General features: G+C 73.3%; 20 protein-coding genes. 13 read left to right on the forward strand and 7 right to left on the reverse strand.

What is annotated here, in order from left to right:
• Positions 1–144 precede the first annotated feature (144 nt).
• Together ABD832_RS15500 and ABD832_RS15505 are read right to left on the reverse strand one after the other, a co-directional pair.
• On the reverse strand, positions 145–567 hold the full coding sequence (locus tag ABD832_RS15500) for a nitroreductase family deazaflavin-dependent oxidoreductase (RefSeq protein WP_344894880.1): 423 nt from the start codon (positions 565–567) through the stop codon (positions 145–147).
• The gene (locus ABD832_RS15505; protein WP_344894883.1) at positions 567–1310 is read right to left on the reverse strand and encodes an NAD(P)-dependent oxidoreductase; all 744 of its coding nucleotides are present in this window, start codon (positions 1308–1310) and stop codon (positions 567–569) included. The genes ABD832_RS15500 and ABD832_RS15505 overlap by 1 nt, the downstream gene beginning before the upstream one ends.
• Before the next feature lie 99 nt (positions 1311–1409).
• Between ABD832_RS15505 and ABD832_RS15510 the strand changes: the two genes are divergently transcribed.
• From ABD832_RS15510 to fusA, 3 genes are all read left to right on the forward strand, one after another.
• A complete protein-coding gene (locus ABD832_RS15510) occupies positions 1410–1778 on the forward strand; it encodes a winged helix-turn-helix transcriptional regulator (protein WP_344894886.1) in 369 nt (122 codons plus the stop codon).
• A 274-nt stretch (positions 1779–2052) separates the two neighbouring features.
• Positions 2053–3345, forward strand: a complete 1293-nt coding sequence (locus tag ABD832_RS15515; RefSeq protein WP_344894889.1) for an erythromycin esterase family protein — start codon at positions 2053–2055, stop codon at positions 3343–3345.
• Positions 3346–3872: 527 nt separating this feature from the next.
• The gene (gene fusA, locus ABD832_RS15520) at positions 3873–5999 is read left to right on the forward strand and encodes an elongation factor G (RefSeq protein WP_344894892.1); all 2127 of its coding nucleotides are present in this window, start codon (positions 3873–3875) and stop codon (positions 5997–5999) included.
• A gap of 22 nt (positions 6000–6021) precedes the next feature.
• Here fusA and ABD832_RS15525 read toward each other — a convergent pair whose 3' ends face one another.
• Complete coding sequence (locus tag ABD832_RS15525; RefSeq protein ID WP_344894895.1) at positions 6022–6768, reverse strand: TetR/AcrR family transcriptional regulator C-terminal domain-containing protein; 747 nt, start codon at positions 6766–6768, stop codon at positions 6022–6024.
• 85 nt (positions 6769–6853) lie between these two features.
• On the opposite strand from ABD832_RS15525, the gene ABD832_RS15530 reads away from it, so the two are divergent.
• Positions 6854–7552, forward strand: coding sequence for a DUF998 domain-containing protein (locus ABD832_RS15530; RefSeq protein WP_344894899.1), 699 nt, complete (start codon positions 6854–6856; stop codon positions 7550–7552).
• Here the strand turns inward: ABD832_RS15530 and ABD832_RS15535 are convergent.
• Together ABD832_RS15535 and ABD832_RS15540 are read right to left on the reverse strand one after the other, a co-directional pair.
• A complete protein-coding gene (locus ABD832_RS15535) occupies positions 7537–8670 on the reverse strand; it encodes an ADP-ribosylglycohydrolase family protein (RefSeq protein WP_344894902.1) in 1134 nt (377 codons plus the stop codon). The two genes, ABD832_RS15530 and ABD832_RS15535, sit on opposite strands and share 16 nt — an antisense overlap.
• 214 nt (positions 8671–8884) lie before the next feature.
• Positions 8885–9373 (reverse strand): hypothetical protein, encoded by a 489-nt coding sequence (locus tag ABD832_RS15540; RefSeq protein ID WP_344894904.1) that lies wholly within the window; start codon positions 9371–9373, stop codon positions 8885–8887.
• Between the two features lie 389 nt (positions 9374–9762).
• Here ABD832_RS15540 and ABD832_RS15545 point away from each other — a divergent pair, with 389 nt between their 5' ends.
• The 5 genes from ABD832_RS15545 (at position 9763) to ABD832_RS15565 (ending at position 14903) form a co-directional block, all read left to right on the forward strand.
• Entirely contained in the window at positions 9763–10038 is a 276-nt protein-coding gene (locus tag ABD832_RS15545) for a hypothetical protein (RefSeq protein ID WP_344894907.1), read from the forward strand.
• A gap of 238 nt (positions 10039–10276) precedes the next feature.
• The gene (locus ABD832_RS15550; RefSeq protein ID WP_344894910.1) at positions 10277–10879 is read left to right on the forward strand and encodes an RNA polymerase sigma factor; all 603 of its coding nucleotides are present in this window, start codon (positions 10277–10279) and stop codon (positions 10877–10879) included.
• On the forward strand, positions 10872–12170 hold the full coding sequence (locus ABD832_RS15555) for a CU044_5270 family protein (protein ID WP_344894914.1): 1299 nt from the start codon (positions 10872–10874) through the stop codon (positions 12168–12170). Before ABD832_RS15550 ends, ABD832_RS15555 begins: the two co-directional genes overlap by 8 nt.
• A 154-nt stretch (positions 12171–12324) precedes the next feature.
• Positions 12325–12873, forward strand: coding sequence for a hypothetical protein (locus tag ABD832_RS15560; RefSeq protein ID WP_344894917.1), 549 nt, complete (start codon positions 12325–12327; stop codon positions 12871–12873).
• Positions 12874–13475: 602 nt separating this feature from the next.
• Positions 13476–14903, forward strand: coding sequence for a PepSY-associated TM helix domain-containing protein (locus tag ABD832_RS15565; RefSeq protein WP_344894920.1), 1428 nt, complete (start codon positions 13476–13478; stop codon positions 14901–14903).
• A 200-nt stretch (positions 14904–15103) separates the two neighbouring features.
• Here the strand turns inward: ABD832_RS15565 and ABD832_RS15570 are convergent, their stop codons facing one another.
• The gene (locus ABD832_RS15570) at positions 15104–15907 is read right to left on the reverse strand and encodes a helix-turn-helix domain-containing protein (protein WP_344894923.1); all 804 of its coding nucleotides are present in this window, start codon (positions 15905–15907) and stop codon (positions 15104–15106) included.
• Between the two features lie 198 nt (positions 15908–16105).
• Here ABD832_RS15570 and ABD832_RS15575 point away from each other — a divergent pair, with 198 nt between their 5' ends.
• Both ABD832_RS15575 and ABD832_RS15580 read left to right on the forward strand, forming a co-directional pair.
• Entirely contained in the window at positions 16106–16384 is a 279-nt protein-coding gene (locus ABD832_RS15575; RefSeq protein ID WP_344894926.1) for a type II toxin-antitoxin system Phd/YefM family antitoxin, read from the forward strand.
• A complete protein-coding gene (locus ABD832_RS15580) occupies positions 16381–16656 on the forward strand; it encodes a type II toxin-antitoxin system RelE family toxin (RefSeq protein ID WP_344894929.1) in 276 nt (91 codons plus the stop codon). Before ABD832_RS15575 ends, ABD832_RS15580 begins: the two co-directional genes overlap by 4 nt.
• A 12-nt stretch (positions 16657–16668) precedes the next feature.
• Here ABD832_RS15580 and secA2 read toward each other — a convergent pair whose 3' ends face one another.
• Positions 16669–18870 carry an accessory Sec system translocase SecA2 gene (gene secA2, locus ABD832_RS15585; protein ID WP_344895977.1) on the reverse strand — a complete coding sequence of 734 codons (2202 nt, stop codon included), beginning with the start codon at positions 18868–18870 and terminating at the stop codon, positions 16669–16671.
• A 232-nt stretch (positions 18871–19102) separates the two neighbouring features.
• On the opposite strand from secA2, the gene ABD832_RS15590 reads away from it, so the two are divergent.
• Positions 19103–20254 (forward strand): lactate 2-monooxygenase, encoded by a 1152-nt coding sequence (locus ABD832_RS15590; protein WP_344894932.1) that lies wholly within the window; start codon positions 19103–19105, stop codon positions 20252–20254.
• Positions 20251–21042: a class II aldolase/adducin family protein gene (locus ABD832_RS15595; RefSeq protein WP_344894935.1), complete on the forward strand. Its 792-nt coding sequence runs from the start codon at positions 20251–20253 to the stop codon at positions 21040–21042. The genes ABD832_RS15590 and ABD832_RS15595 overlap by 4 nt, the downstream gene beginning before the upstream one ends.
• Positions 21043–21109 lie beyond the last annotated feature (67 nt).

Here is a 21109-nt window from a genome sequence, read left to right on the forward strand (position 1 = left end):
GCCGGGCCGGTGACCGGATCGCCGTCCGACGGTACGGTTCCGGCGGCGCGGCTTTGACTGACGGTTCGGTGGTACGGCCTTCGGCGGGGCTCTTCCGTGCTCCTCGTCAGGGGCGAGGTGGGTGGGAGTGCTTCGCCAGGGCCGTCACGCCGTGCGTTCGACGATCACCACGGGGATGTCCCGGTCGGTGGTCTCCCGGTACCTCTCGTAGGACGGCATGGTCGCGACCATGAGCCGCCACAGGCGAGGTTTCTCCTCCGGGGTGGCGGTCCGCGCGGTCACGGTGAACGTCTCGGTGCCGATCTGGACGGTGGCAGCGGGGTCGGCGACCAGGTTGAGATACCAGGCCGGGTGACGGTCCGCCCCGGCGTTGGACGCGACGAGGACGTAGCGGTCGCCGTCGCGCGCGTAGATCAGGGCGGTACGGCGGAGTTTGCCGGACTTGCGGCCGCGTGTGGTCAGCAGCAGGTCGTTCATGCCCGGCCGGGCCTGGCCGCCGGTCTCCACGAAACGGCGGATGTGCTGGGCCACCCACTCGTTCGGGCTGTCGACGATCTCCTCGTCCATCAGCGCTCCCCGGTGCCGGGGTTCTCCTCGGCGCCGGAGCCCTTGCGGCCGCCGGGGCTCTCGCCGGTGCCGGGGTCGCGCTCGACGCCGAGGTGGACGCGGTGGTGGGCGGGGGAGTCGATCTCGTCGAGCAACGCGATCGCGAAGTCGGCGTAGGAGATGCGGCTGTCCGCCTCGGCCGGGGCCGTACGGTAGCGGCCGGTGCGGGGGCCGCCGTGGTCGAAGTCCCCGCTGGGGCTGACGACCAGCCAGTCGAGCCCGGTGGTGGCGGTGCGCAGCACCTCGTTCCCGGCCGCGTGCCCCAGGTAGAACGACCGGTACTCCTGCGGATAGCCGGGGGTGTCCATGAGGAGCGTCCCGGACGCGGTCTCCAGCACCGACGCCAGGCCGACCGCCAGCAGCCGGGGGACACCCGCCGAGGACAGCCCGTCGAGCAGGGCCCGAGCGGCACCGGCGAAGAAGACGTCGGGCGGCGTACCGAAGTCGTAGGCGGCGGCGATCGCGGCGTCGTGGCCCTTGGCGAGCCGCGCGACGTCGTCCGCGTCCAGGATGTCGCCGGCGACGACCCGCACGCCGTCCGCCGACAGATCGTCGCCTGCCGTCACATCGCCGTCCGCCGCCAGGTCGTCGTACTTGGCCGGGTCGCGGACGACGGCGGTGACCCGGTGGCCACGTCGGCGGGCCTCCTGGACGGCCGCCCGGCCCGCCCTGCCGCCCGCTCCGAAGACGATGACGTCGCTCATTCGACCACCCCGTGTTCCCGGCCGGATCCGATCACCGGCCACTGCCGGAAAGGTAGCTGACCAGGTGGTTACCGATGGGATACCGGTTACCGTGGAGTCGTGACAGAACCTCTTGATCCAGACATGTTCGACACGGTCTGCCCGTCTGGCCTCGCGCCGATCCGCTTCGGCGACAAGTGGGCAGGCATGATCATCCGCTGCCTTCAGGACGGTCCGCGGCGGTTCTCGGAGCTTCGGGTCCCGTTGCGCGGCATCACCGCGAAGGTGCTCGCCGGGTCGCTCCGGACGCTCGTGCGCGACGGCCTGATCGTCCGCACCGCCCATCCCGCTCCCACGCAGCGGGTCGAGTACGCGCTGACGCCGCTCGGCCGCAGCATGATCGGGCCGATGGACGCGGCGTGCGCCTGGACGCGGGAGCACTGGGACGAGCTTCTGGACGCGCGCGAGGCGTCCTCGGCCCCGTCGTAGAACCCGTCACGAAGGCCCGGCCGCACGGACGGACGAGACCTGGACGGACGAGACCGGACGGACGGACGAGACGGCACGGACGAGATCGCGCGGGTGAGGTCGCGGCCGAGGCCGTTCGGAGGACGAGCCGTGCAGGCCGCCCGTCGATCCCGGCTTCCCCATGGTGTTGAAGGTTTAAGCCTCTTCACCACGCTACGAGCGATGAAAGTCTCAACAAAGGCTTCAACGATACGTTTGAAGGTGCTGCCAGACCATCGAACGGACAGGAGCCGCCATGGCCGCCGACCCCCCGATCCGAGACGGCGCGTGGGCCTTCCCCGCCGAAAGCGACGCCGATCTCGGCTCCGCGATCACGACACTGCTCCGGTCGCTCCCGGCCAGGCCCCGCCTGCTCGGCCTGGGGGAGCCCATGCACGGCGAGGAGGCGCTCACGCGGCTGCGCAACGAGGTCTTCCGGCATCTCGTCGAGCACGAGGGCTACCGGTCGATCGCGCTGGAGAGCGACTGCCTGTCGGGCCTGATCGTCGACGCGTACGTCACGGAGGGGACGGGAACGCTCGACGACGTCATGGCCCGCGGCTTCAGCCCCGGTTTCGCCGGGTCGGCGGAGAACCGCGAGCTGGTGCGGTGGATGAGGGAGTACAACCGCGACCGTCCCGTACAGGACAGGATCGCCTTCTTCGGGTTCGACGCCCCGATCGAGATGACCGGGCCGGACGGCCCCCGGCGGGCGCTCGTCGCGCTGCACGACTACCTCTCCACCTGGCTGGACGCCGACCTCGTCCCGCACACCCTGGACGTCGTCGAGGACCTGATCGGCTCCGACGACCGGTGGACCGATCCCGCGATCCTCACGGACCCCTCCCGCTCCGTGGGGCTGTCCGCCGACGCCGGGGCACTGCGTCTCGTCGCGGACGACCTGATGGCGTCGCTCACCGCCCAGTCACCGCGTCTGATCCACGCGACCTCGCATGACGACTGGTGGCGGGCGTGCCTGTACGGGCGCAGCGCGGCGGGGCTGCTGCGCTACCACGCCGCGATGGCCGACACGTCCGAGACGCGCATGGTGCGGCTCATGGGCCTGCGCGACGCGATGATGGCCGACAACCTGCGGGCCGTCGCGGAGCAGCGGTCGCCGATCGGGCCGACGCTGGTCCACGCCCACAACCGCCACCTCCAGCGGGACGAGAGCGTCTGGCGGCTGCCGCCGGGCTGGGGACCGCTGGAGGGCCGGACGCTGAGATGGTGGAGCGCGGGCGCGATCGTCTCCGCGCGGCTGGGCGACGCGTACGCCTTCGTGGCGTCGGCACTGGGAACCGCGCCGCTCCAGGGGCTCGGGGTTCCGCGTCCGGACACCCTGGAGGGGATGCTGTCCGCGCTGCCGGGGAACCGCCACGTCATCGACCCGGCGGGCCTGGCCGCGGCCCTCGGCGCCGCCGGTACGCGACCGGCCCCGCGTACCGACACGTCGGCGGACCACGGCTACTTCCCGCTGGACCCCGGCCACCTGGACCGGGCCGACGGGCTCGTCTTCGTCGAGCACGGCGCCCCCGGGCCGGACGCGTGACCTGACCGAGTGGTCCGCGCCGGCCGGTCCCGCCGGACCGGAAAAGACCGGGAGCAACCGGAACGGCCGGGAGCGCCGGAAGCCAGCCGAAGCGGCTGGAAACGGCTGAGAGCGACCCGAAGCAATCGAAAGCGGCCGGGGGCGGGTCGCCCCACAGGGAAAACCGGTTTCCCGCCCGTTCCGCCCTCACCTACACTCGCCACTGACCACGCGCCGCCGCGTACCGCGGGCGCGTCTCGACCAGTGAGGGGAGCAGGCCGTGCGCGACGAACGCACCGCCGCCGTCGTTTCCCCGTCGCGCTATGACGTGATCCTGGTGTCTTCCCCGGTGTCCGGTGCAGGCCGCGCGGCCTGCACCGAGTCTCCGTGACGAACCTCTGACCCCCGCCCGCCCGGTGCCGAACCGGCCGCCGGCGCATGCCCTCGTACGGTCGCGCCGTGCCGGGGGTCGTCGGGCGACCTGATCCCGGGTCGTCCCGTCCGGACATCGCGCTGTTCCGTCGGATCCTCCCGAAGGGCCATGAGCCGTGCGCACCGACCTGCACCGTCATATCACCGACTCGCCGACCGGGGTCCGCAACCTGGGCATCCTCGCCCATGTCGACGCGGGCAAGACCACCGTCACCGAACGGATCCTGTACGTCACCGGCGCCACCCACAAGCGTGGCGAGGTGCACGACGGGACGACCGTCACCGACTTCGACCCTCAGGAGCGTGATCGTGGGATCACCATCTTCGCCGCCGCGGTGAGCTGTGCCTGGGACGGCCACCGCATCCACCTGATCGACACCCCCGGTCACGTCGACTTCTCCGACGAGGTGGAGCGCTCGCTGCGGGTGCTCGACGGCGCGATAGCGGTGTTCGACGCCGTCGCCGGGGTCGAGCCGCAGAGCGAGTCGGTGTGGCGGCAGGCCGACCGGCACGGGGTGCCGCGGATCGCCTTCGTCAACAAGCTGGACCGCGCCGGCGCCGACCTCGACGCGGCGGTCGCGTCGATCCGCGGGCGGCTGGGCGTGGTCCCGCTGGTGGTCCAGCTGCCGATCGGGCGTGAGGACGCCTTCACCGGGGTGGTGGACCTGCTGCGCATGCGGTCGCTGGTCTGGGCCGGGGACGGCGGCACGTTCGAGGAGGGGCCGGTGCCCGGTGCCCTGCTGCCCGAGGCGCTCCGGCGCCGCCGGTCGCTGGAGGAGGCCGTGGCCGAGCTGCACCCGCTCGCGCTGGAGGAGTTCTGCGCGGACTCGGCGATCTCCGGGCCGACCCTGGCCGCCGCGCTGCGCGACCTGACCCGTACGGGTGAGGGCGTGGTGGTGCTGTGCGGGGCGGCCTACCGCGACCGCGGGATCGAACCGCTGCTGGACGCCGTCGTCGCCTACCTGCCCTCGCCGCCGGACGTGCCGCCGGTACGCGGCACGCTGGCCGACGGCACGGTGCAGGAGCGGCCCGCCGACCCGGAGGCGCCCGCCGTCGCGCTGGTGTTCAAGGTGGGCGCGACCGCCGCCGGGCGGCCGGCCTACCTGCGGGTGTACTCGGGGACGATCAGGAAGGGGGACACGGTGCTGGACGCGGGCACGGGACGCACCGAGCGGATCGGCCGGATCCTGCGGGTGCAGGCCGACCGGAGCACCGAGGTGGACCGGGCGGTGGCCGGGGACATCGTCGCGGTGGTCGGGCTGAAGGCGGTCCGTACCGGGGCCACCCTGTGCACGCCCTCGGCGCCGCTGGTCCTCGAACCTCCGTCCGTGGCCGACCCGGTGGTCTCCGTCGCGGTCGAGGCGCGCAGGAGCGCCGACGCAGGCCGGCTGGCGTCGGCGCTGGCGCGGCTGGTCGAGGAGGACCCCTCGCTGGTGGTCCGGGCCGATCCCGAGACCGGCCAGACGGTGCTGTCGGGCATGGGCGAGCTGCACCTGGAGGTCGCGGTGGAGCGGATCCGTCGTACCCACGACCTGGACGTCGGTGTCGGCAGGCCGCAGGTGGCCTACCGCGAGACGGTCGGGCGCGGGGTGTCGGGGCTGCTGTACCGGCACGTCAAGCAGGACGGGGGCGCCGGGCAGTTCGCCCACGTCGTCCTGGACGTGGAACCGCTGCACAGCGTCCCGGACGCCGCCGGTGACGCCGGTGGCGCCGGTGGCGGTACGCCGGGCTTCGTGTTCGGCTCGGCCGTCGTTGGCGGGCGGGTGCCCCGGGAGTACGTCCGGGCGGTGGAGGCCGGATGCCGGGACGCCCTGTCCGAGGGCCCTCTCGGTCATCCGGTGACCGGCCTGCGGGTCACGCTGACCGACGGGGCCACCCATCCCAAGGACTCCTCGGAGATGGCGTTCCGCACGGCCGGGCGGCTCGCGCTGCGGGAGGCGTTGCGGTCCTGCGCGATGGTGCTGCTGGAACCGGTGGTCGAGGTCACGGTCGTCGTGCCCGGTGACTCCGCGGGCGGGGTGCTGGGCGACCTGTCGGCACGGCGCGGCCGGGTCTCGGGTTCGGCCGCTCGCGGGGGGACGGTGGTGATCACCGCGACCGTGCCGCTGGCCGAGCTGTTCGGCTACGCCACCCGGCTGCGCGGCCGGACCCGGGGCCGGGGGACCTTCACCACCCGTGCCGCCGGGTACGCCCCGGCCGCGGGGGGCGCCGCCCTCGTGCGACCGGGAACGGCCGACCGGTAGCCGGGGACCTCAGGAGAACGGCTCACGGGGACGCCTCGGGCGGCGACCCGGGCGGCGACCCGGGCGGCGACCCGGGGGACGGCCCGGAGGACGGCCCGGGCCGGGCGGGACCGGCGTCGCGGGCCAGGGCCGCGGCCGTGCCGTCGACGAGGACGCTCAGGCCGTGTTCGAAGGCGTCCTCACCACCCTGGCCACCGCCCTCCCGGAGGGCGGTGACCAGGGTGGAGTCCTCCCCCCGGTCGAGCAGCCCGGCCAGCGCCGCCAGCCGCTCGGCCGGGGCGCCGTCGGGCACCTGGCGCTCGGTCTGCTCCTGCAGGACGAACCCGTTGACGTACCGGGTGACGGCCGTGATCGTGCGCAGCGCCAGGACCGGGGTGAACCCGAGGCCGACGAGGGCGGTCAGCTCCTCGTCGAACGTCCTGACCGTCCGCGGGCTCAGGCTCGCCGCGTTGGAGACGAGGCGGGCGCCGTCGCGGTGGGCGAGCAGCGACCGGCGGTAGGCGCGGGCCCGGCGGCGGAGCCAGTCCTGCCAGGGCTCGCCGTCGCGCGGCGGGCCCATGCCCGCGGCCAGGACGATCGCGTCGGCCATCGCGTCGAGCAGTTCCTGCTTGTTGCGCAGGTGCCAGTACAGCGCGGGCGACTGCACGCCCAGCTCGGTGGCGAGCCTGCGCACGGTCAGCCCGTCCAGCCCGGTCTCGTCGAGCAGCCGGAGCGCCGTCTCGACCATCGTCCGCCGGGTCAGCCCGGCTCCCCGCCTGTTCTCGCCCATCCATTGACAGCTTAGCAGCGCTAAGGGAACATGACCGTCAGCACGCACTTAGCGCTGCTAAGGACGTCGTACGCGGGGAGGGTTCATGCCGGGAGCGTCCGAGCGGTCACCGACCGGGGCTCTGCTGACCTGCGGTGCCGTGGCCGGGCCGCTGTTCCTCTTCGTGGTCGCGGTCCAGGACTACACCCGGGAGGGGTTCGACCCCCGGCGGCACCTGCTCAGCATGCTGAGCCTGGGCGACGGCGGGTGGGTCCAGGTGGTGAACTTCGTGCTCGCGGGGCTGCTGAACCTCGCGTTCGCCGCGGGGCTGTGGCGGATGCCGCGCCCGGGACGCGGCGGCGCCTGGGGAGCGCTGCTGATCGGCGGATACGGTGCCGGCCTGGTCGGCGCCGGTCTCTTCCGCACCGAGCCCGCGTTCGGCTATCCGGCCGGGGCGCCGGAGGGCCTGCCGGAGGAGTACGGGCTGAGCTACGTCGTGCACGGCGTGTCGTTCTTCGTGGTGCTCCTCTCGCTCGTCGCGGCCTGCGCCGTGTTCGCCCGCCGGTTCGCCGTGGCGGGGGATCGCGGCTGGGCCCTGTACTGCGCCGCCGTCGGCGTGGCGCTTCCCGTGATCTACCTGCTGGCGGGGGTGCTGTCGGACCGGGGGCAGGACGCGCGGCCGCTGAGCCTGCTGCTGCGCCTGCTCGCCCTGGTCGGCTGGAGCTGGGCCGCGCTGCTCGCGGTACGGATCCGCCGGGAGGTACGCGGCGACGGCGGGCGGCGACGGGGTCAGCCGGCGGGGTAGCGGGCGAGCCAGGTGTCGGTGACCCGGTGGCCGTCCCCGAAGCGGGCCGCGAGGTCGTCGGCCAGTCCGGCGATGGCGTCGCGGCCCTCCAGGTGGGCGAGCCAGTCACCGGGAAGGGCGGCCTCGCCGTGCAGGGCGCCCAGCAGGTTGCCGCAGACGGCGCCGGTGGAGTCGCTGTCCCCGGAGTGGTTGACCGCGAGCAGCAGGGCCCGTCCGACGTCGCCGGGCCCCGGGTTCAGCAGGGCGCAGTACACCGCGATCGCCAGCGCCTCCTCGGCGACCCAGGCGCCCCCGAGCGACTCCACCTTCTCCGGGGTCGGATCCCCCTCGGCGGCGAGACGGACGGCGTCGCGCAGCGCCCCGGTGGTCTCCTCGTGCGCGGGACAGGTCGCCAGCAGGTCCATCGTCTCCCGTACGGCATGGACCAGGGGTTCGTCCCGGCCCGGGGTCTCGTTCTCCACGAGGAGACGGACGAGGGCGGCGAGGGCTCCGGCGGCGAGGTAGCCGGTGGGGTGGCCGTGGGTGATCTGGGCGCAGTCGGCGGCCAGGTCGAAGGCGCGACGGGCATCGGGCGCGCACAGGCCGAAGGGGGCCGAGCGCATCACGGTCCCGCAGCCCTTGGAGTGCGGGTTCACCGGGCCCGGCTCGCCGAACGGCGACGGCACGAAGGCCGGGGCGCCGGCCCGCGGGCGGCGCAGGTCCCGCAGGCCCGACAGGCAGGCGTTCCCCGGGGCCCGCTGCGCGTAGAGCCAGCCCTGCTCGCGCAGCGCGCCGGTGCGGAACGCGTCGTCCGGCGCACCCGCGGGGACGGCGGAAGGCGGGGGGGAGGGATGCTCCTGGGTGTCCAGCCAGCGCAGGTAGGCACGCCGGACCGCGTCGACGTCCCCGCCGCGGAGCAGTCCCTCCACGGTGAACAGCGTCATCTGCGTGTCGTCGGTGATCAGGCCGACCTTGCCCCGCCAGTCCGGGACCGGGCCGGTCAGGCCGTCGGGGCCGTACTGCCTGCGGATCCTTCCGATCGATTCGAACTCGACGGGCGCCCCGAGCGCGTCGCCGAGCGCGCCGCCCAGCAGGCAGCCGCGTACCCGGTCGCGGTGGTCGAGCGAGCCGGTCGTCACGATCGCCCACCTTCTACGGAAATGTCACACCATGGCATGCCGACCTTTGTACACCTCTTCACCTGGGCCGGTGACGACATCGAGGTCACCCGGACCGGTGACGACATCAAGGCCGCCCCCGGGTGCGGCTCGACCCGAGGGCGGTGCTCTCGGAGCTCTCGGTGCTTTCCGAGCTTTCGGTGCTCTGGGTGCTCTCGGGGCGGGACCGGCATCCTCAGGCGAGGGCGAACGTCCACAGCCTCCGGCCGCCCTCGTCGCCGGGCAGCACCACCAGCGGCCGGTCGGTGCCCGTCTCGGTCACGTAGCCGCCTCCCTGCGGGGTGGCGATGGTGACCCGGCCGGCCTCGGCCTCGCGTACGAGCCAGTTGTTGGTCGTGCCGCCCACCTCGCACGGCACCGTGGCGACCCTGGGGGGATAGATCCGCTCCAGGGCGTAGGCCATGCAGTTGCCGGTGTCCGCGTGCCGGATCACGACCGACCCCTTGTCGTCGCCGGGAGCGACCTTCCACCTGGTGTCGCACCCGCCCAGGGTGACCTTCTCGTTGAAGTCACCACCGGTCCGCAGGCACCGCCCCTCGGGGTTGGTGATCACATAGGTGCCGGGCCGGACCGGGTCGGACGCGGAGGCCGAGGCGGGAACCACCAGGGCCAGGGAGGTGGTCGCCAGCACTGCGGCGGCGACCGGGACGAGATGAACACGCATGGGAGACCCCTTTTGTTCGACTACTCTGCGTGATCGAGTATCGCTGAGCGTCGATGCCCGGGGGCGGCGACATGCCCGGCGTGTCCCTCATGAACGAACATGGGCGGACCCAGGCGGGCCCGGACGGGCCCCGGACGGACGTGAACGGGCGGGGACGCCGGGCCGTCGTTCCCCGCCACGGATCCCACCGGTGCGACCCGGCGGCGCCAAGGGCCGGTAAAGCGTGATGGGGAGGTTTTCGCGTACGGGCGGACGCCTCGCCGGAGTGGCGGAGCGGGAACCGGGCACGTCACCCGGCACGTGGAGCCGGTGGCGCGGCCCCTGGGGCTCCGGGGGCCGCGCCACCGGCTCCACGACGCTCCGCCGACCTCGACCTTGGGAGGAACCCGATGGCCGCAAAAGTTCGCCAGCCCGTCACCGACGACAGCATCGCGGTGCGCCAGCTGAGCCACTACCAGTTCAGCTGGGTCGCGGGAGACCCCGGCCGGCCCGGCACGTACACCCTGCAGCTCGTCCTGGACCAGGGCGCCTGGGAGGAGGTGCTGACCCTGGACCCCGACGACGCCGACAACCTGCAGGACCTGCTCTCGGTCGCGGGGACCGTCTTCTACGACGTCCGCCGGCGCACGCTGATGTTCGGCACCACCCCCGTCGGCCACGGCTGACACCCGCACGCGCCGGTACGACTCGGAGAAACCGGTACGGCCGGAAGAGACCAGAAGAGACCGGTACGACCGGAAGAGACCGGTACGACCGGAAGAGAATGGACGTTCGGAAGAGGGAACGCGCACGAACCGACGGGACCGGCCGGGACCGGCCGGAGGTCGCCGTGTCGGTCCGGGGAACCGTTGCCGCCCGGGAAGGCAACAACGGGTGACCTGACCGAGAGCCGAGAGGCCGGATATGAGCGACACGAGCCGGATCGGGGCGGAGGCCGACGACGCCTCCGTCATCGAGCGGTCCCGGTACGAGCCCGAGGCGTTCGCCGCGGTCTTCCACCGGCACGCGCCGGAGATCAAGCGCTACGTCACCCGCAGGCTGGGAGCCGACGTGGCCGAGGACGTGGTGGCGGACACCTTCCTGGTGGCGTTCCGCGGCCGGGAGGGGTACGACCCGTCCCGGCCCAGCGCGCGCCCGTGGCTGTACGGCATCGCGACCAACCTGATCAGGCGGCACATGCGTGTCGAGCTGCAGCGGCTGCGCGTTCTCGAACGGACCGGCGTCGACCCGGTGACCGAGCCGTTCACCGAGCGCAGCGACGAACGGGTGAGCGCGGGCGCCGTACGGCGGAACCTGGCGGCGGCCCTGGCGGGGCTGCCCGCCGGTCACCGGGACGTGCTGCTGCTGGTGGCGTGGGGCGGCCTGACCTACCCGGAGGCGGCCCAGGCACTGGGCGTCCCGGTGGGCACGGTCCGTTCGCGCGTCAGCCGGGCGAGGGGCAAGGTGCGCGAGCATCTCGGCGGGGTCGATCCCACATCCGTCAGCGAGGAGAGCGTCCATGGATGAGATGACCCAGGTGAACCGGCTGCGTTCCGAGGTGCCGCTGCCCGGACCGGCGGAACTGCGCGCCGAGGAGTCGCGGCTGTTCGCGGAGATCGCCGCCTCCGTCGCCTCCACCGCCACGCCGTCCGCCGGTACGGCCACGCGCGCACCGGCCCGTACGGTGAGGGACGCGTCCGCCACGGCGAGGGGCGCGTCCGCCCCCGGAGCCGCGCCCGCCTCCGGCTCCCCGGCCGCGCGGCCCGGCACGACCCGACGCCTCGGGGAACGGCCGGGGGGTCCGAGGCGGCCCGGCGGCCTGCGGGCGGCACTGCTGGGGAACCTGCGCCGGAGCCTGGCCGTCGGGACCGGAGCCGCGGTCGTCGCGCTCGCGGGAGCCGTGTACGTCACCGCGGTCCACCCCCCGTCCGCCGGGCCCGCCCGGGTGGCGCCGTCCGTCCGGATGGCGCCGGTGGCGGTGACGGAGGTCCTGCGCCGCGCCGCCGAGACCGTGAGCACCGAGGGCGACCTGCGCCCGCGGCCCGGTCAGTTCCTCTTCCTGGAGTCGCAGGTCATGTGCCCGGCCGAGGTGGAGGAGGACGGGCGGACACGCCGGTACCTCGACCACAGCGTGCACAGGGTCTGGCTCCCCGCCGAGGGCTCCCCGCTGGACGGGGGCGTCATGTCGGTCCGGCACCTGTCGCCGGAGCCGTACCCGGGGGAGTCGCTGCCCGCCGAGGCGCTGCGACGGGCGGGGAGCCGCTCCGAGCCCGCCAGGGTCACCGGCCGCGACGACCGTCCCGACCACCTGCGCACCGACTACGCCTACCTGAGCCGGCTGCCCGCCGACCCCGCCGGGATGCGCGAGCACCTCTTCACCGGCCTGACCGGGGGAGCCATCGACCACTACGAGGCGTGGGGCAGGGCCGGCGCGATGATCACGCAGGCGTACATGCCGGCCGCGCAGCGGGCCGCGCTGTTCCGGGTGATCGGGACGATCCCCGGTGTCCGGACCGTCGAGGGGGTCGAGGACGCCACGGGCCGCAGGGGGGTCGCGGCGGCCATGTCCAACCCGGAGAGCGGGATACGGCACGAGTACATCTTCGACCCCGTCACCTACCGTTACCTGGGAGAACGTGTCGTCGTGGTGGACGCGGCCAGGGCCGGGGCCCCGGCGGGGAGCGTCCTGACCTCGACGGCGCTGCTCAAGGTGGAGGTCGCCGACAGGGCTCCCGAGACCGCTCCCGGGACGGCCTCCGACGGCGTTCCCGAGGTCTCCCACGACGTGTCCGAGGACGCCCCGGCGATGCGGCCCTGACGGTCACGTCTTCCCGGTGACACGGAGCGGCCGGGCGCGGTGACGAGGAACGCCCGGCCGCCGGTCGATGTGAAACGTGCACCGTGCAACGGTCCATGTTCGTCAAAACAATCAAGGGGCTGGCGAATTCGCCATTCTCTGTCACCATTACGGCATGTACGTCCTCCGCTCCGTTCGCGCCGCGGTGTTCGCGGTCGTGTGCGTGACGGTGTCGCTCGCCATGCACGTGCTGGCCGGTGGCGCCCCGGTGGGGGCGGACGTGCTGGCCTGGGCGGTGCTGCCGACCGCGGCGGGGGCGTTCGTCCTCGCCCGGAGGAGGCGCGGCTTCGGCGTCCTGATGGGGGCGGGTTTCGCCGCCCAGTACGGCATGCACCTGTGGTTCACCGCGGGCGCCGTCCCGCCGCCGACGACCGGGCACGAGCACGGTGACGGCGGCCTGTCCGCCGGCCTGTTCATGCTGCTGGTGCACACCGTGACGGCGCTGCTGTCGGCGCACTGGCTGGAGCGGGGGGAGCGCGGCCTGGCCACGCTCCTGCACCTGCTCTTCGCCTCGATCCTCACCGTGCTGTGGCGGTACGCGCCCGCCGTCCACCACCCCGTCGCCCCGCCCGCCGCACCCGCCGACCGGGTGCCGCTCGTCGCGCGGATGCTCGCCGCCGCCGTCTCCCGCCGCGGCCCGCCCGCGTTCTCGTACGCCATCTGACATCGGGCCGCTCCGCCCGGACGCCGTCGTGCCCCGAGGGGCCGCGTCACCGGCCGCCGCCCGGTCCCGTCACCGGCTCCGTCATCGGCCCCGTCGGCCCTGACACCGGTCCCGACACCGGTCCTGTCACCGGCCCGCAACCGGTCCGGCGACCGGCTCCGTCACCGGCACCCGCTCCTGCACCGTCACCGGTTCCGTCACCGGCCGGGTGACCGGACGCGTCACCGGCACCGTCGCCGCTCACGCCACCGGTCACGTCACCGGTCCGGTCACCGGCCCTGGTGTCGGTCCCGGTCCTGGTTCCGGTTCTGTCGTCGGGTCCTGTGCCCGGACGCCGCCGTGGTCGTCGCCGGGGCGGGCCGTGCCCGGGTGACACCGCGTCGTTCCGGCGGGTGAGACCCGGTACCGCCGTGCCCGCTCGCGCGTCCGTGTCACCGTGCCCGGCCGCGCGGACCCTCCCCGTGCCCCCGTACGTCCCCATACGTCCTTTCCCTGTCGTCGACACACGCCCGGCACGCGTTCTCACCCCGTGCCGGGCCGGACCCCGTATCGCGATGGCGCGTACCTGCCGGTACGCGCGCTCCCTGCCGAGGAGAAACCCCGTGACCTCTGACGTCGAGATCCAACCGGCGGCCGGGCCGTCCCTTCCCGCCCCGCCCCCCGCGACCTCCACCTGGACGACGCTGCGCGCCCTCCTGCTCCGCCTGCACTTCTACGCCGGAATCCTCGTCGCCCCCTTCCTGCTGGTGGCGGCCACGACCGGCCTGCTGTACGCGGCCTCCTTCCAGCTGGAGAACGTGATCCACTCCCAGGAGCTGACGGCTCCCGTACCGGCCGGGGCGCAGAGGCTGCCGCTGGCGCGGCAGGTCGCCGCGGCCACCGCCGCACACCCCGAGGGGACCGTCGGGGTCGTACGCACCTCCGACGAGCCCGGTGTGACGACCCAGGTGCTGCTCGACGTGCCCGGCCTGGCCGAGAGCACCCGCCTCGCGGTGTTCGTCGACCCGTACACCGGCCACGTCCGGGGAGCGCTGGAGAGCTACGGCGGCTCGGGCGCCCTGCCCGTGCGGACCTGGATCTCCCAGCTCCACCGCCACCTGCACCTGGGCGAGCCGGGACGCGTCTACAGCGAGATGGCGGCGAGCTGGCTCTGGCTCGTCGGGCTCGGCGGCCTGGTGCTCTGGCTTTCGCGCCGTCGCCGGGGCGGGCGGCGGCTGCGCCGGATCGTCGCCCCCGAACGCGGCGTCCGCGGCCTGCGCGGGACGCTCTCCTGGCACGGTTCGGTCGGCCTGTGGGCGCTGGTGGGCCTGCTCGCGCTCTCGGCCACCGGCCTGACCTGGTCGAAGTACGCCGGGGCCAACGTGGACGTGCTCCAGAGGTCGTTCGGCTGGTCCACGCCGTCACTGCCCGTCCCCTCCGGCGGGCACGGTGACCACGGGGGTCACGCCGCCGGTGACGCGGAAGGAGCGGCCGCCCGGTCCGCCGACGCCGACCAGGTCGTCCGGGCCGCCGCGGGCGGCGGGCTGTCCGGCCCCCTGGAGATCGTCTGGCCCGCCGAGCCCGGGAGCCCGTACGTCGTCAAGGAGATCGACCGGCTCTGGCCGCAGCGCAACGACCAGGTCGCGGTCGATCCCGTCGACGCCCGGGTCACCGCGGAGCTGCGCTTCGACGACTACCCGCTCGCGGCCAAGCTGACCCGCTGGGGCATCGACGGGCACATGGGCGTGCTGTTCGGCCTGGCCAACCAGATCCTGCTGGCCGTGCTCGCCCTGGCGCTCGTCTCGGTCATCGTGTGGGGGTATCGCATGTGGTGGCTGCGCCGCCCGACCCGCGGTTTCGCGACGCCCTACGAGCGCGGCGGCCTGCGCCGGCTGCCGGTGGGGGTGACCCTGCTCCTGGGGGCGGTGGCGATCGCCGTGGGGGTGTTCCTCCCGCTGCTGGGACTGTCGCTGCTCGCCTTCCTGGTGGTCGACCTCGTCCTCGCCAGGACCGCGGCCTTCCGGGCCCGCCGGTCCCGGGTGGACGGGTAGGGCTCCGGCGCGCCCGGCTCTCCGGGTGCGCCGGACCGGCCCCGCGGGTTCCCGGCTGGCCCCGCGGGCTCCCGGCCGGTCCCGCGGGTTCCCGGCCGGGGGTGCGGGCGGACGTCCCGCGCCCGTCCTGCGGGGTCCTCGACGGCGTGGTGCCGGTGGCGCGGACGGGCGGACGTCCCGGGTGTCCGTCCGGCGGGACTCTAGTCGGGGTGGTGCTGCTGCTGCAGGTAGGCGGCGGTCTCGGGGTTGGCGGGGAAGTACGCCTCGATGGCCAGCTCGGCGACGGTGATGTCCAGCGGGGTGCCGAAGGTCGTCATCGTGCTGAAGAAGGTCAGCTCCCGGTAGCCCCGGCGGATCTTGAGCGGGATCACGATGTCACCGGGACCCGGCCGGTCGATCTCGGGTTCGGGCTGGTCGCAGGGGTAGTCGTCGAGCTCGCGCCAGAGCGCGGCCAGCTCGGGGTCGGCGGTCAGGCTCATCTGGCGGCGGAGCCGGTGCAGCAGGTGGGCCCGCCACTCGCCCAGGTTGGTGATCCGCTGCGCCATGCCCTTGGGGTGCAGGCTCAGCCGGAGCACGTTGACCGGGGGGACCAGCAGCTCGGGGGCGACCCCGCGCAGCATCACCCCGGTGGCGGAGTTGCGGTCGATGAGGTTCCAGCGCTGGTCCACGACCACCGCCGGGTGCGGTTCGTGCCCGCTGAGCACCTGCCGCAGGGCCTCCCGTACGGAGGTCATGTGCGGGGAGTTGAGCGGGGTCTCCGAGTACACCGGGGCGAACCCGCCGGACAGGAGAAGGTGGTTGCGCTCGCGCAGGGGCAGGTCCAGCTCCTCGGCGAGGTGCAGGATCATGTCCCTGCTCGGTTTGGACCGCCCGGTCTCCACGAAGCTCAGGTGCCGGGTGGAGATGTCGGCCTGGATCGCGAGGTCCATCTGGCTCATCCGCCGGCGCTCGCGCCACTGGCGCAGAAGCTCACCTACCGGTCGGGACGCGCTGGTGGTGGTCACGTACGCCACGATAACCATCACCGGACGGCGAAACCATTACCGGACACGTAACGAGGATCATGATGTGGGGCTTCACGGTGAAGGCCTGCCGCAGGTCGTGTGCGGCGGTGTACCGGTCGGTCGCGCGGAAGGCCCCGCACTCTCCGGAACGGCCCGGATCGCTGGCCCCGGCCTCAGAGGTTGGCTAGAATTATGTACATGACGCTTCTTCCGTTGGCCGAGGCACGAAACCGGCTCTCCGGCCTCATCGAGTCCGCCGTCACCACCCATGAACGATTCGAGATCACCCGTAACGGTGTGCCCGCGGCCGTGCTGCTGGCCGCCGACGACTACGAGACGATGCGCGAGATGATCGACATTCTCGCCTCCACGGAGGCCGTGGAGGCCATCCGCGACGGTCTCGCCGATCTGGAGGCGGGACGCACCTTCTCGCAGGAGGAGGTGGAGGCCGAGCTCCGCCGGACCGGTCGCCTGTGAGCGAGCGGTACGAGCTCAGCCTCACCCGCCGCGCCCGGCAGGACCTCACCGAGCGGTTACCGGCGAAGGTCGTACCGGCGATCTGGGAGTTCATCACCGGTCCGCTCCTGGACAACCCCCGTCGAGTGGGCAAGCCGCTCGACGAGCCACTCGCCCCGCAGTGGTCCGCGCGCCGGGGCGACTACAGGGTGCTCTACCTGATCGACGAAGGCCGCGTCGTGGTCCAGGTGATCACCATCCGGCATCGGGCGGACGCCTACCGGTCGCGGTGAGCGGCGGTCCGGTCAGCGGCGGCGGACCTTGTTGGTGAGGCGGTTGAGGATGCGGTCCCACTCGGTGCCGAACGGGTTCTCCTGCACCAGGTAGGTCCAGGTGGCGGTGGGACGCTTGAGCCCCGCGCCCTCCAGGTCGAGCCCCTCGGCGGTGACCGCGGCGGTCTCGAACGTCTCGACCGAGCGCGTCTCGATCTCGGCCAGCAGCCGCTGGTAGGCCGGGACGGCGTCCTTGTGGAACTCGTCGATCGGGTTGAGCCGGCCCAGCACCCGCAGGTGGATGCCCTCGCGCAGCTCTCCCAGGTAGGCCAGGTGGTCGGCCCAGCAGCGGTCGACGTGGAACAGCACGATCTGGCGGGCCGCCTCGTGCAGCACGTCCTCGCCGACGGTCTCCGACAGCTCCGCCCACCGCTCGGGGGCCGCCGCGGCCAGGGCCTCCCCCGCCGTCCGCTCGCGCAGCACCCTGTCGCGGCGTTCCAGCAGCAGGCCGCGCTGGCGTTCCAGCAGCCGCGTGTAGCGCCAGGTGTTGCGGTGGATCTCCATGTTGACGCCCTCGGCGACCCGCTGGGCGTGACCCACCAGCGAGTGCTCCGGCACGCCCTTGGCGTACTCGTCGGCGACGTAGTGGGTGATCAGATCGTCCTCGCCGCTGACGAAGAAGACCGAGCCGCCGGGGTCGCCCTGGCGGCCCGCGCGCCCGCGGAGCTGGTCGTCCAGGCGGCTGCTGGTGTGCCGTCCGGAACCGATGATGTACAGGCCGCCGAGCTCCTCGACGCCCTCGCCGAGCCGGATGTCGGTGCCGCGACCGGCCATCTGGGTGGAGACCGTCAGCGCGCCGCGCTCCCCGGCCCGGGAGATGATGGCCGCCTCCTCGGCGTCGTTCTTGGCGTTGAGGACCACGCACTCCAGCCCCCGGCCGCTCAGCGTCAGCGCCAGGCGCTCGGACTCGGCCACGTCCAGCGTGCCGACCAGGATCGGCCTGCCGGTCGCGTGCACCTCGGCGATCTCGTCGACCAGCGCGAGGTCCTTCTCCATCCGGTACTCGAAGAGCCGGTCGGGTTCGTCGGTCCGCACGCACGGCCGGTTGGACGGGATCACCGCGACCTTGAGGTCGTAGAACTCCCGGAGCTGGTCGCCGACCGCGACGGCCGTGCCGGTCATGCCGCACTTCTCCGGATAGCGGGTGATCAGCGCCTGGACGGTGATCGAGTCGAGGATCTCACCGGTCTCCGACGGCGACAGCGCCTCCTTGGCCTCCACCGCCGCCTGCAGGCCGTCCGGCCAGCGCTGCAGCAGCGCCACCCGGCCCCGGGAGGCGTTGATCAGGTGCACCCGGCCGTCGCGGACGATGTAGTCGACGTCCTTGGTCAGCAGGGCGTGGGCGTGCAGGGCGAGGTTGACCTCGGTGAGGGTGGCGGGGGTGTCGTAGAGCTGCACGCCGAGCGCCTGCTCGACGGTGTCGATGCCCTTGCCCGTCAGGTGCACGTTGCGCGCCTGGTCGTCGAGCTCGTAGTGGTAGCCCTTGACGAGCTGCCTGACCAGCGCGGCCATCTCCGGCACCGCGTCACCGGGGTCGGCGGCCCCGGCCAGCACCAGCGGCACCCGGGCCTCGTCGACCAGCACCGAGTCGGCCTCGTCGACCAGCGCCACGGCCGGGGCCGGGACGATCAGGTCGTCCACGTCCGTGGCGAGCCGGTCGCGCAGCACGTCGAAGCCGATCTCGCTGACCGAGCCGTACGTCACGTCGGCCGCGTAGGCCGCGCGGCGCTCCTCGGGGGTGGAGGTCTGCCCGATCCAGCCGCAGGAGACGCCGAGCGTCTCGTACAGCGGGCCCATCCACTCGGCGTCGCGCCGGGCCAGGTAGTCGTTGACCGAGATGACGTGGACGCGCTTGCCCTGCAGGGCGTGCCCGGCCGCGGCCATCGCGCCGGACAGGGTCTTGCCCTCGCCGGTCGCCATCTCCGCGACGTTGCCCGAGAGCATCGCGAGCATGCCGACCAGCTGCACGTCGTACGGACGCAGGTCCAGGGAGCGGCGCGCGGCCTCCCGCACGACCGCGCAGAACTCGGCCAGGTCGTCGGCCGAGGGACGGGGGAGCTCGTCGAGCGCGCGGATCCGCTCCTCGCGGGCCCCCGCCTCCGCCACCACCCGCTCGAACGCCGACAGGTCCACGGTGCCGGGGCGTTCCAGAAAACGCCGGAAGAGCTGAGTTATCGAGGCCACGTTCCCTCCAACGCCCTTTCCCGGGCTCGCGTTCCGTCTCTTGGGACATTGTGGTGTAAAGATCGGTCGTGTACAGAGTGGAGGACCACCCGCGCGCGCCGATCCGCACCCGTACGGGGACGGGACCCGGACACGCCGGGCCCGCTCGCCCGGGAACGGATCGGGAGCCGGACCTGTCCACTCAGGCGTGGACATTCTCCTCGATCGGCACAAAGGTTGGGACATGTCGTTCTCCGATTACCAGTACGAGATCTACCTCAACGGCCTCGCCGGGCAGCAGCCCCCGTACTCGACCTCGTTCGCGGAACTGGAGCGGGTGGCGCGCGAGCGGCTGGAGCCGGGACCGTACTGGTACGTGGCGGGGTCGGCGGGCATCGGCGCGACCCAGCGCGCCAACCGCGAGGCGTTCGACCGGCGGCGGATCGTGCCCCGGATGCTGCGCGACGTCTCGGTCCGGGACCTGGGCGTGGAGCTGTTCGGCAGGAGGTACCCCGCGCCGCTGCTGCTGGCGCCGATCGGGGTGCAGTCGATCGTCCACCCCGACGGGGAGATGGCCACCGCCAGGGCCGCCGCCTCGCTCGGCGTCCCCATGGTGCTCAGCACCGCCGCCTCGCACACGATCGAGGAGGTGGCCGAGGCCGGAGGCCCCCGCTGGTTCCAGCTCTACTGGCCGCACGACGACGAGGTGACGCTCAGCCTGCTGCAACGGGCCGCCGGGAGCGGCTACGACACCCTGGTCGTCACCCTCGACACCTGGACGCTGGCCTGGCGCCCGCGCGACCTCGACCTCGCCTACCTGCCGTTCCTGCGCGGCACCGGCCTGGCGATCCCGTTCTCGGACCCGGTGTTCCGCTCCCGGCTGGAGCGGCCGGTCGAGGAGGACCTGAACGGGGCGATCATCCAGTGGGCGCCGATGTTCAACGGCCGCTCCCACACCTGGGAACGGCTGTCGCTGCTGCGCGACAACTGGGACGGGCCGATCGTCCTCAAGGGCGTGCAGCACCCCGACGACGCGCTGCGCGCCGCCGACGCGGGCATGGACGGCGTGGTCGTCTCCAACCACGGAGGCCGCCAGGTCGACGGCGCCACGGCGTCGCTGGACGCGCTCCCCGCGATCGCGGCGGCCGTGGGCGACCGGCTGACCGTGCTGTTCGACTCGGGGGTGCGCACCGGCTCCGACGTCGTCAAGGCCCTGGCCCTCGGCGCGCGGGCCGTCCTGCTGGGCCGCCCGTACGTGTGGGGGCTGGCGGTCGGCGGGGAGGACGGCGTCCGCCACGTCCTGCGCTCACTGCTCGCCGAACTCGACCTCACCCTCGGCCTGGCGGGCCACGACGGCCCCGCCGGCCTCGACCCTTCCGCCCTGGAGGCATCATGAGCCTGTCCGACCTGCAGCCGATCCCCGGCGACCAGCTGATCTTCCGGCTGCCGCAGACGTTCGCGACCGCCGAGGAGGAGCGCCGCCACCGGCAGGAGCGCCTGGTCGCGGCACTGCGGCTGTTCGGCAGGTTCGGCTTCGAGGAGGGCGTGGCCGGTCACATCACCGTCCGCGACCCCGAGCACACCGACCACTTCTGGGTGAACCCGTTCGGCATGTCGTTCAGGCACGTCACGATCGCCGACCTGATCCTGGTCAACCACGAGGGCCAGGTGGTCGAGGGGCGCTACCACGTCAACCAGGCCGCGTTCGCGATCCACTCGATGGTCCACCAGGCCCGGCCGGACGTGGTCGCCGCCGCGCACAGCCACTCGGTGTACGGCAAGGCGCTGTCCTCGCTGGGCACCCTGCTGGAACCCCTCACCCAGGACGCGTGCGCCTTCTACGAGGACATCGCCCTGTTCGACGACTACACCGGCGTCGTGCTGGAGACCGAGGAGGGGCGCCGCATCGCCCAGGCCCTCGGCTCCGGCAAGGCGGTCATCCTGCGCAACCACGGGCTGCTGACGGTCGGCACGAGCGTGGACGCCGCCGCCTGGTGGTTCATCACGCTGGAGCGCTCGTGCCAGGCCCAGCTCCTGGCCAAGGCGGCGGGCCCGACGGTCCCGATCAGCCACGAGAACGCCAAGCTCACCCACGGCCAGATCGGCAACGACACGGTCGGCTGGATCAACTTCCAGCCGCTGTACGACCAGATCACCGCCGCCGAGCCCGACCTGTTCGGCTGAGGTCCCGCGCGGCCGGTGTCCCCGCCGGTGTCCCCGCCGGTGTCCCTGCCGGGCCTCGGCCGAGGCC

Origin of the sequence: Streptosporangium longisporum, from assembly GCF_039534895.1 — a bacterium.
In the GTDB taxonomy this organism is placed as follows: Bacteria; Actinomycetota; Actinomycetes; order Streptosporangiales; family Streptosporangiaceae; genus Streptosporangium; species Streptosporangium longisporum.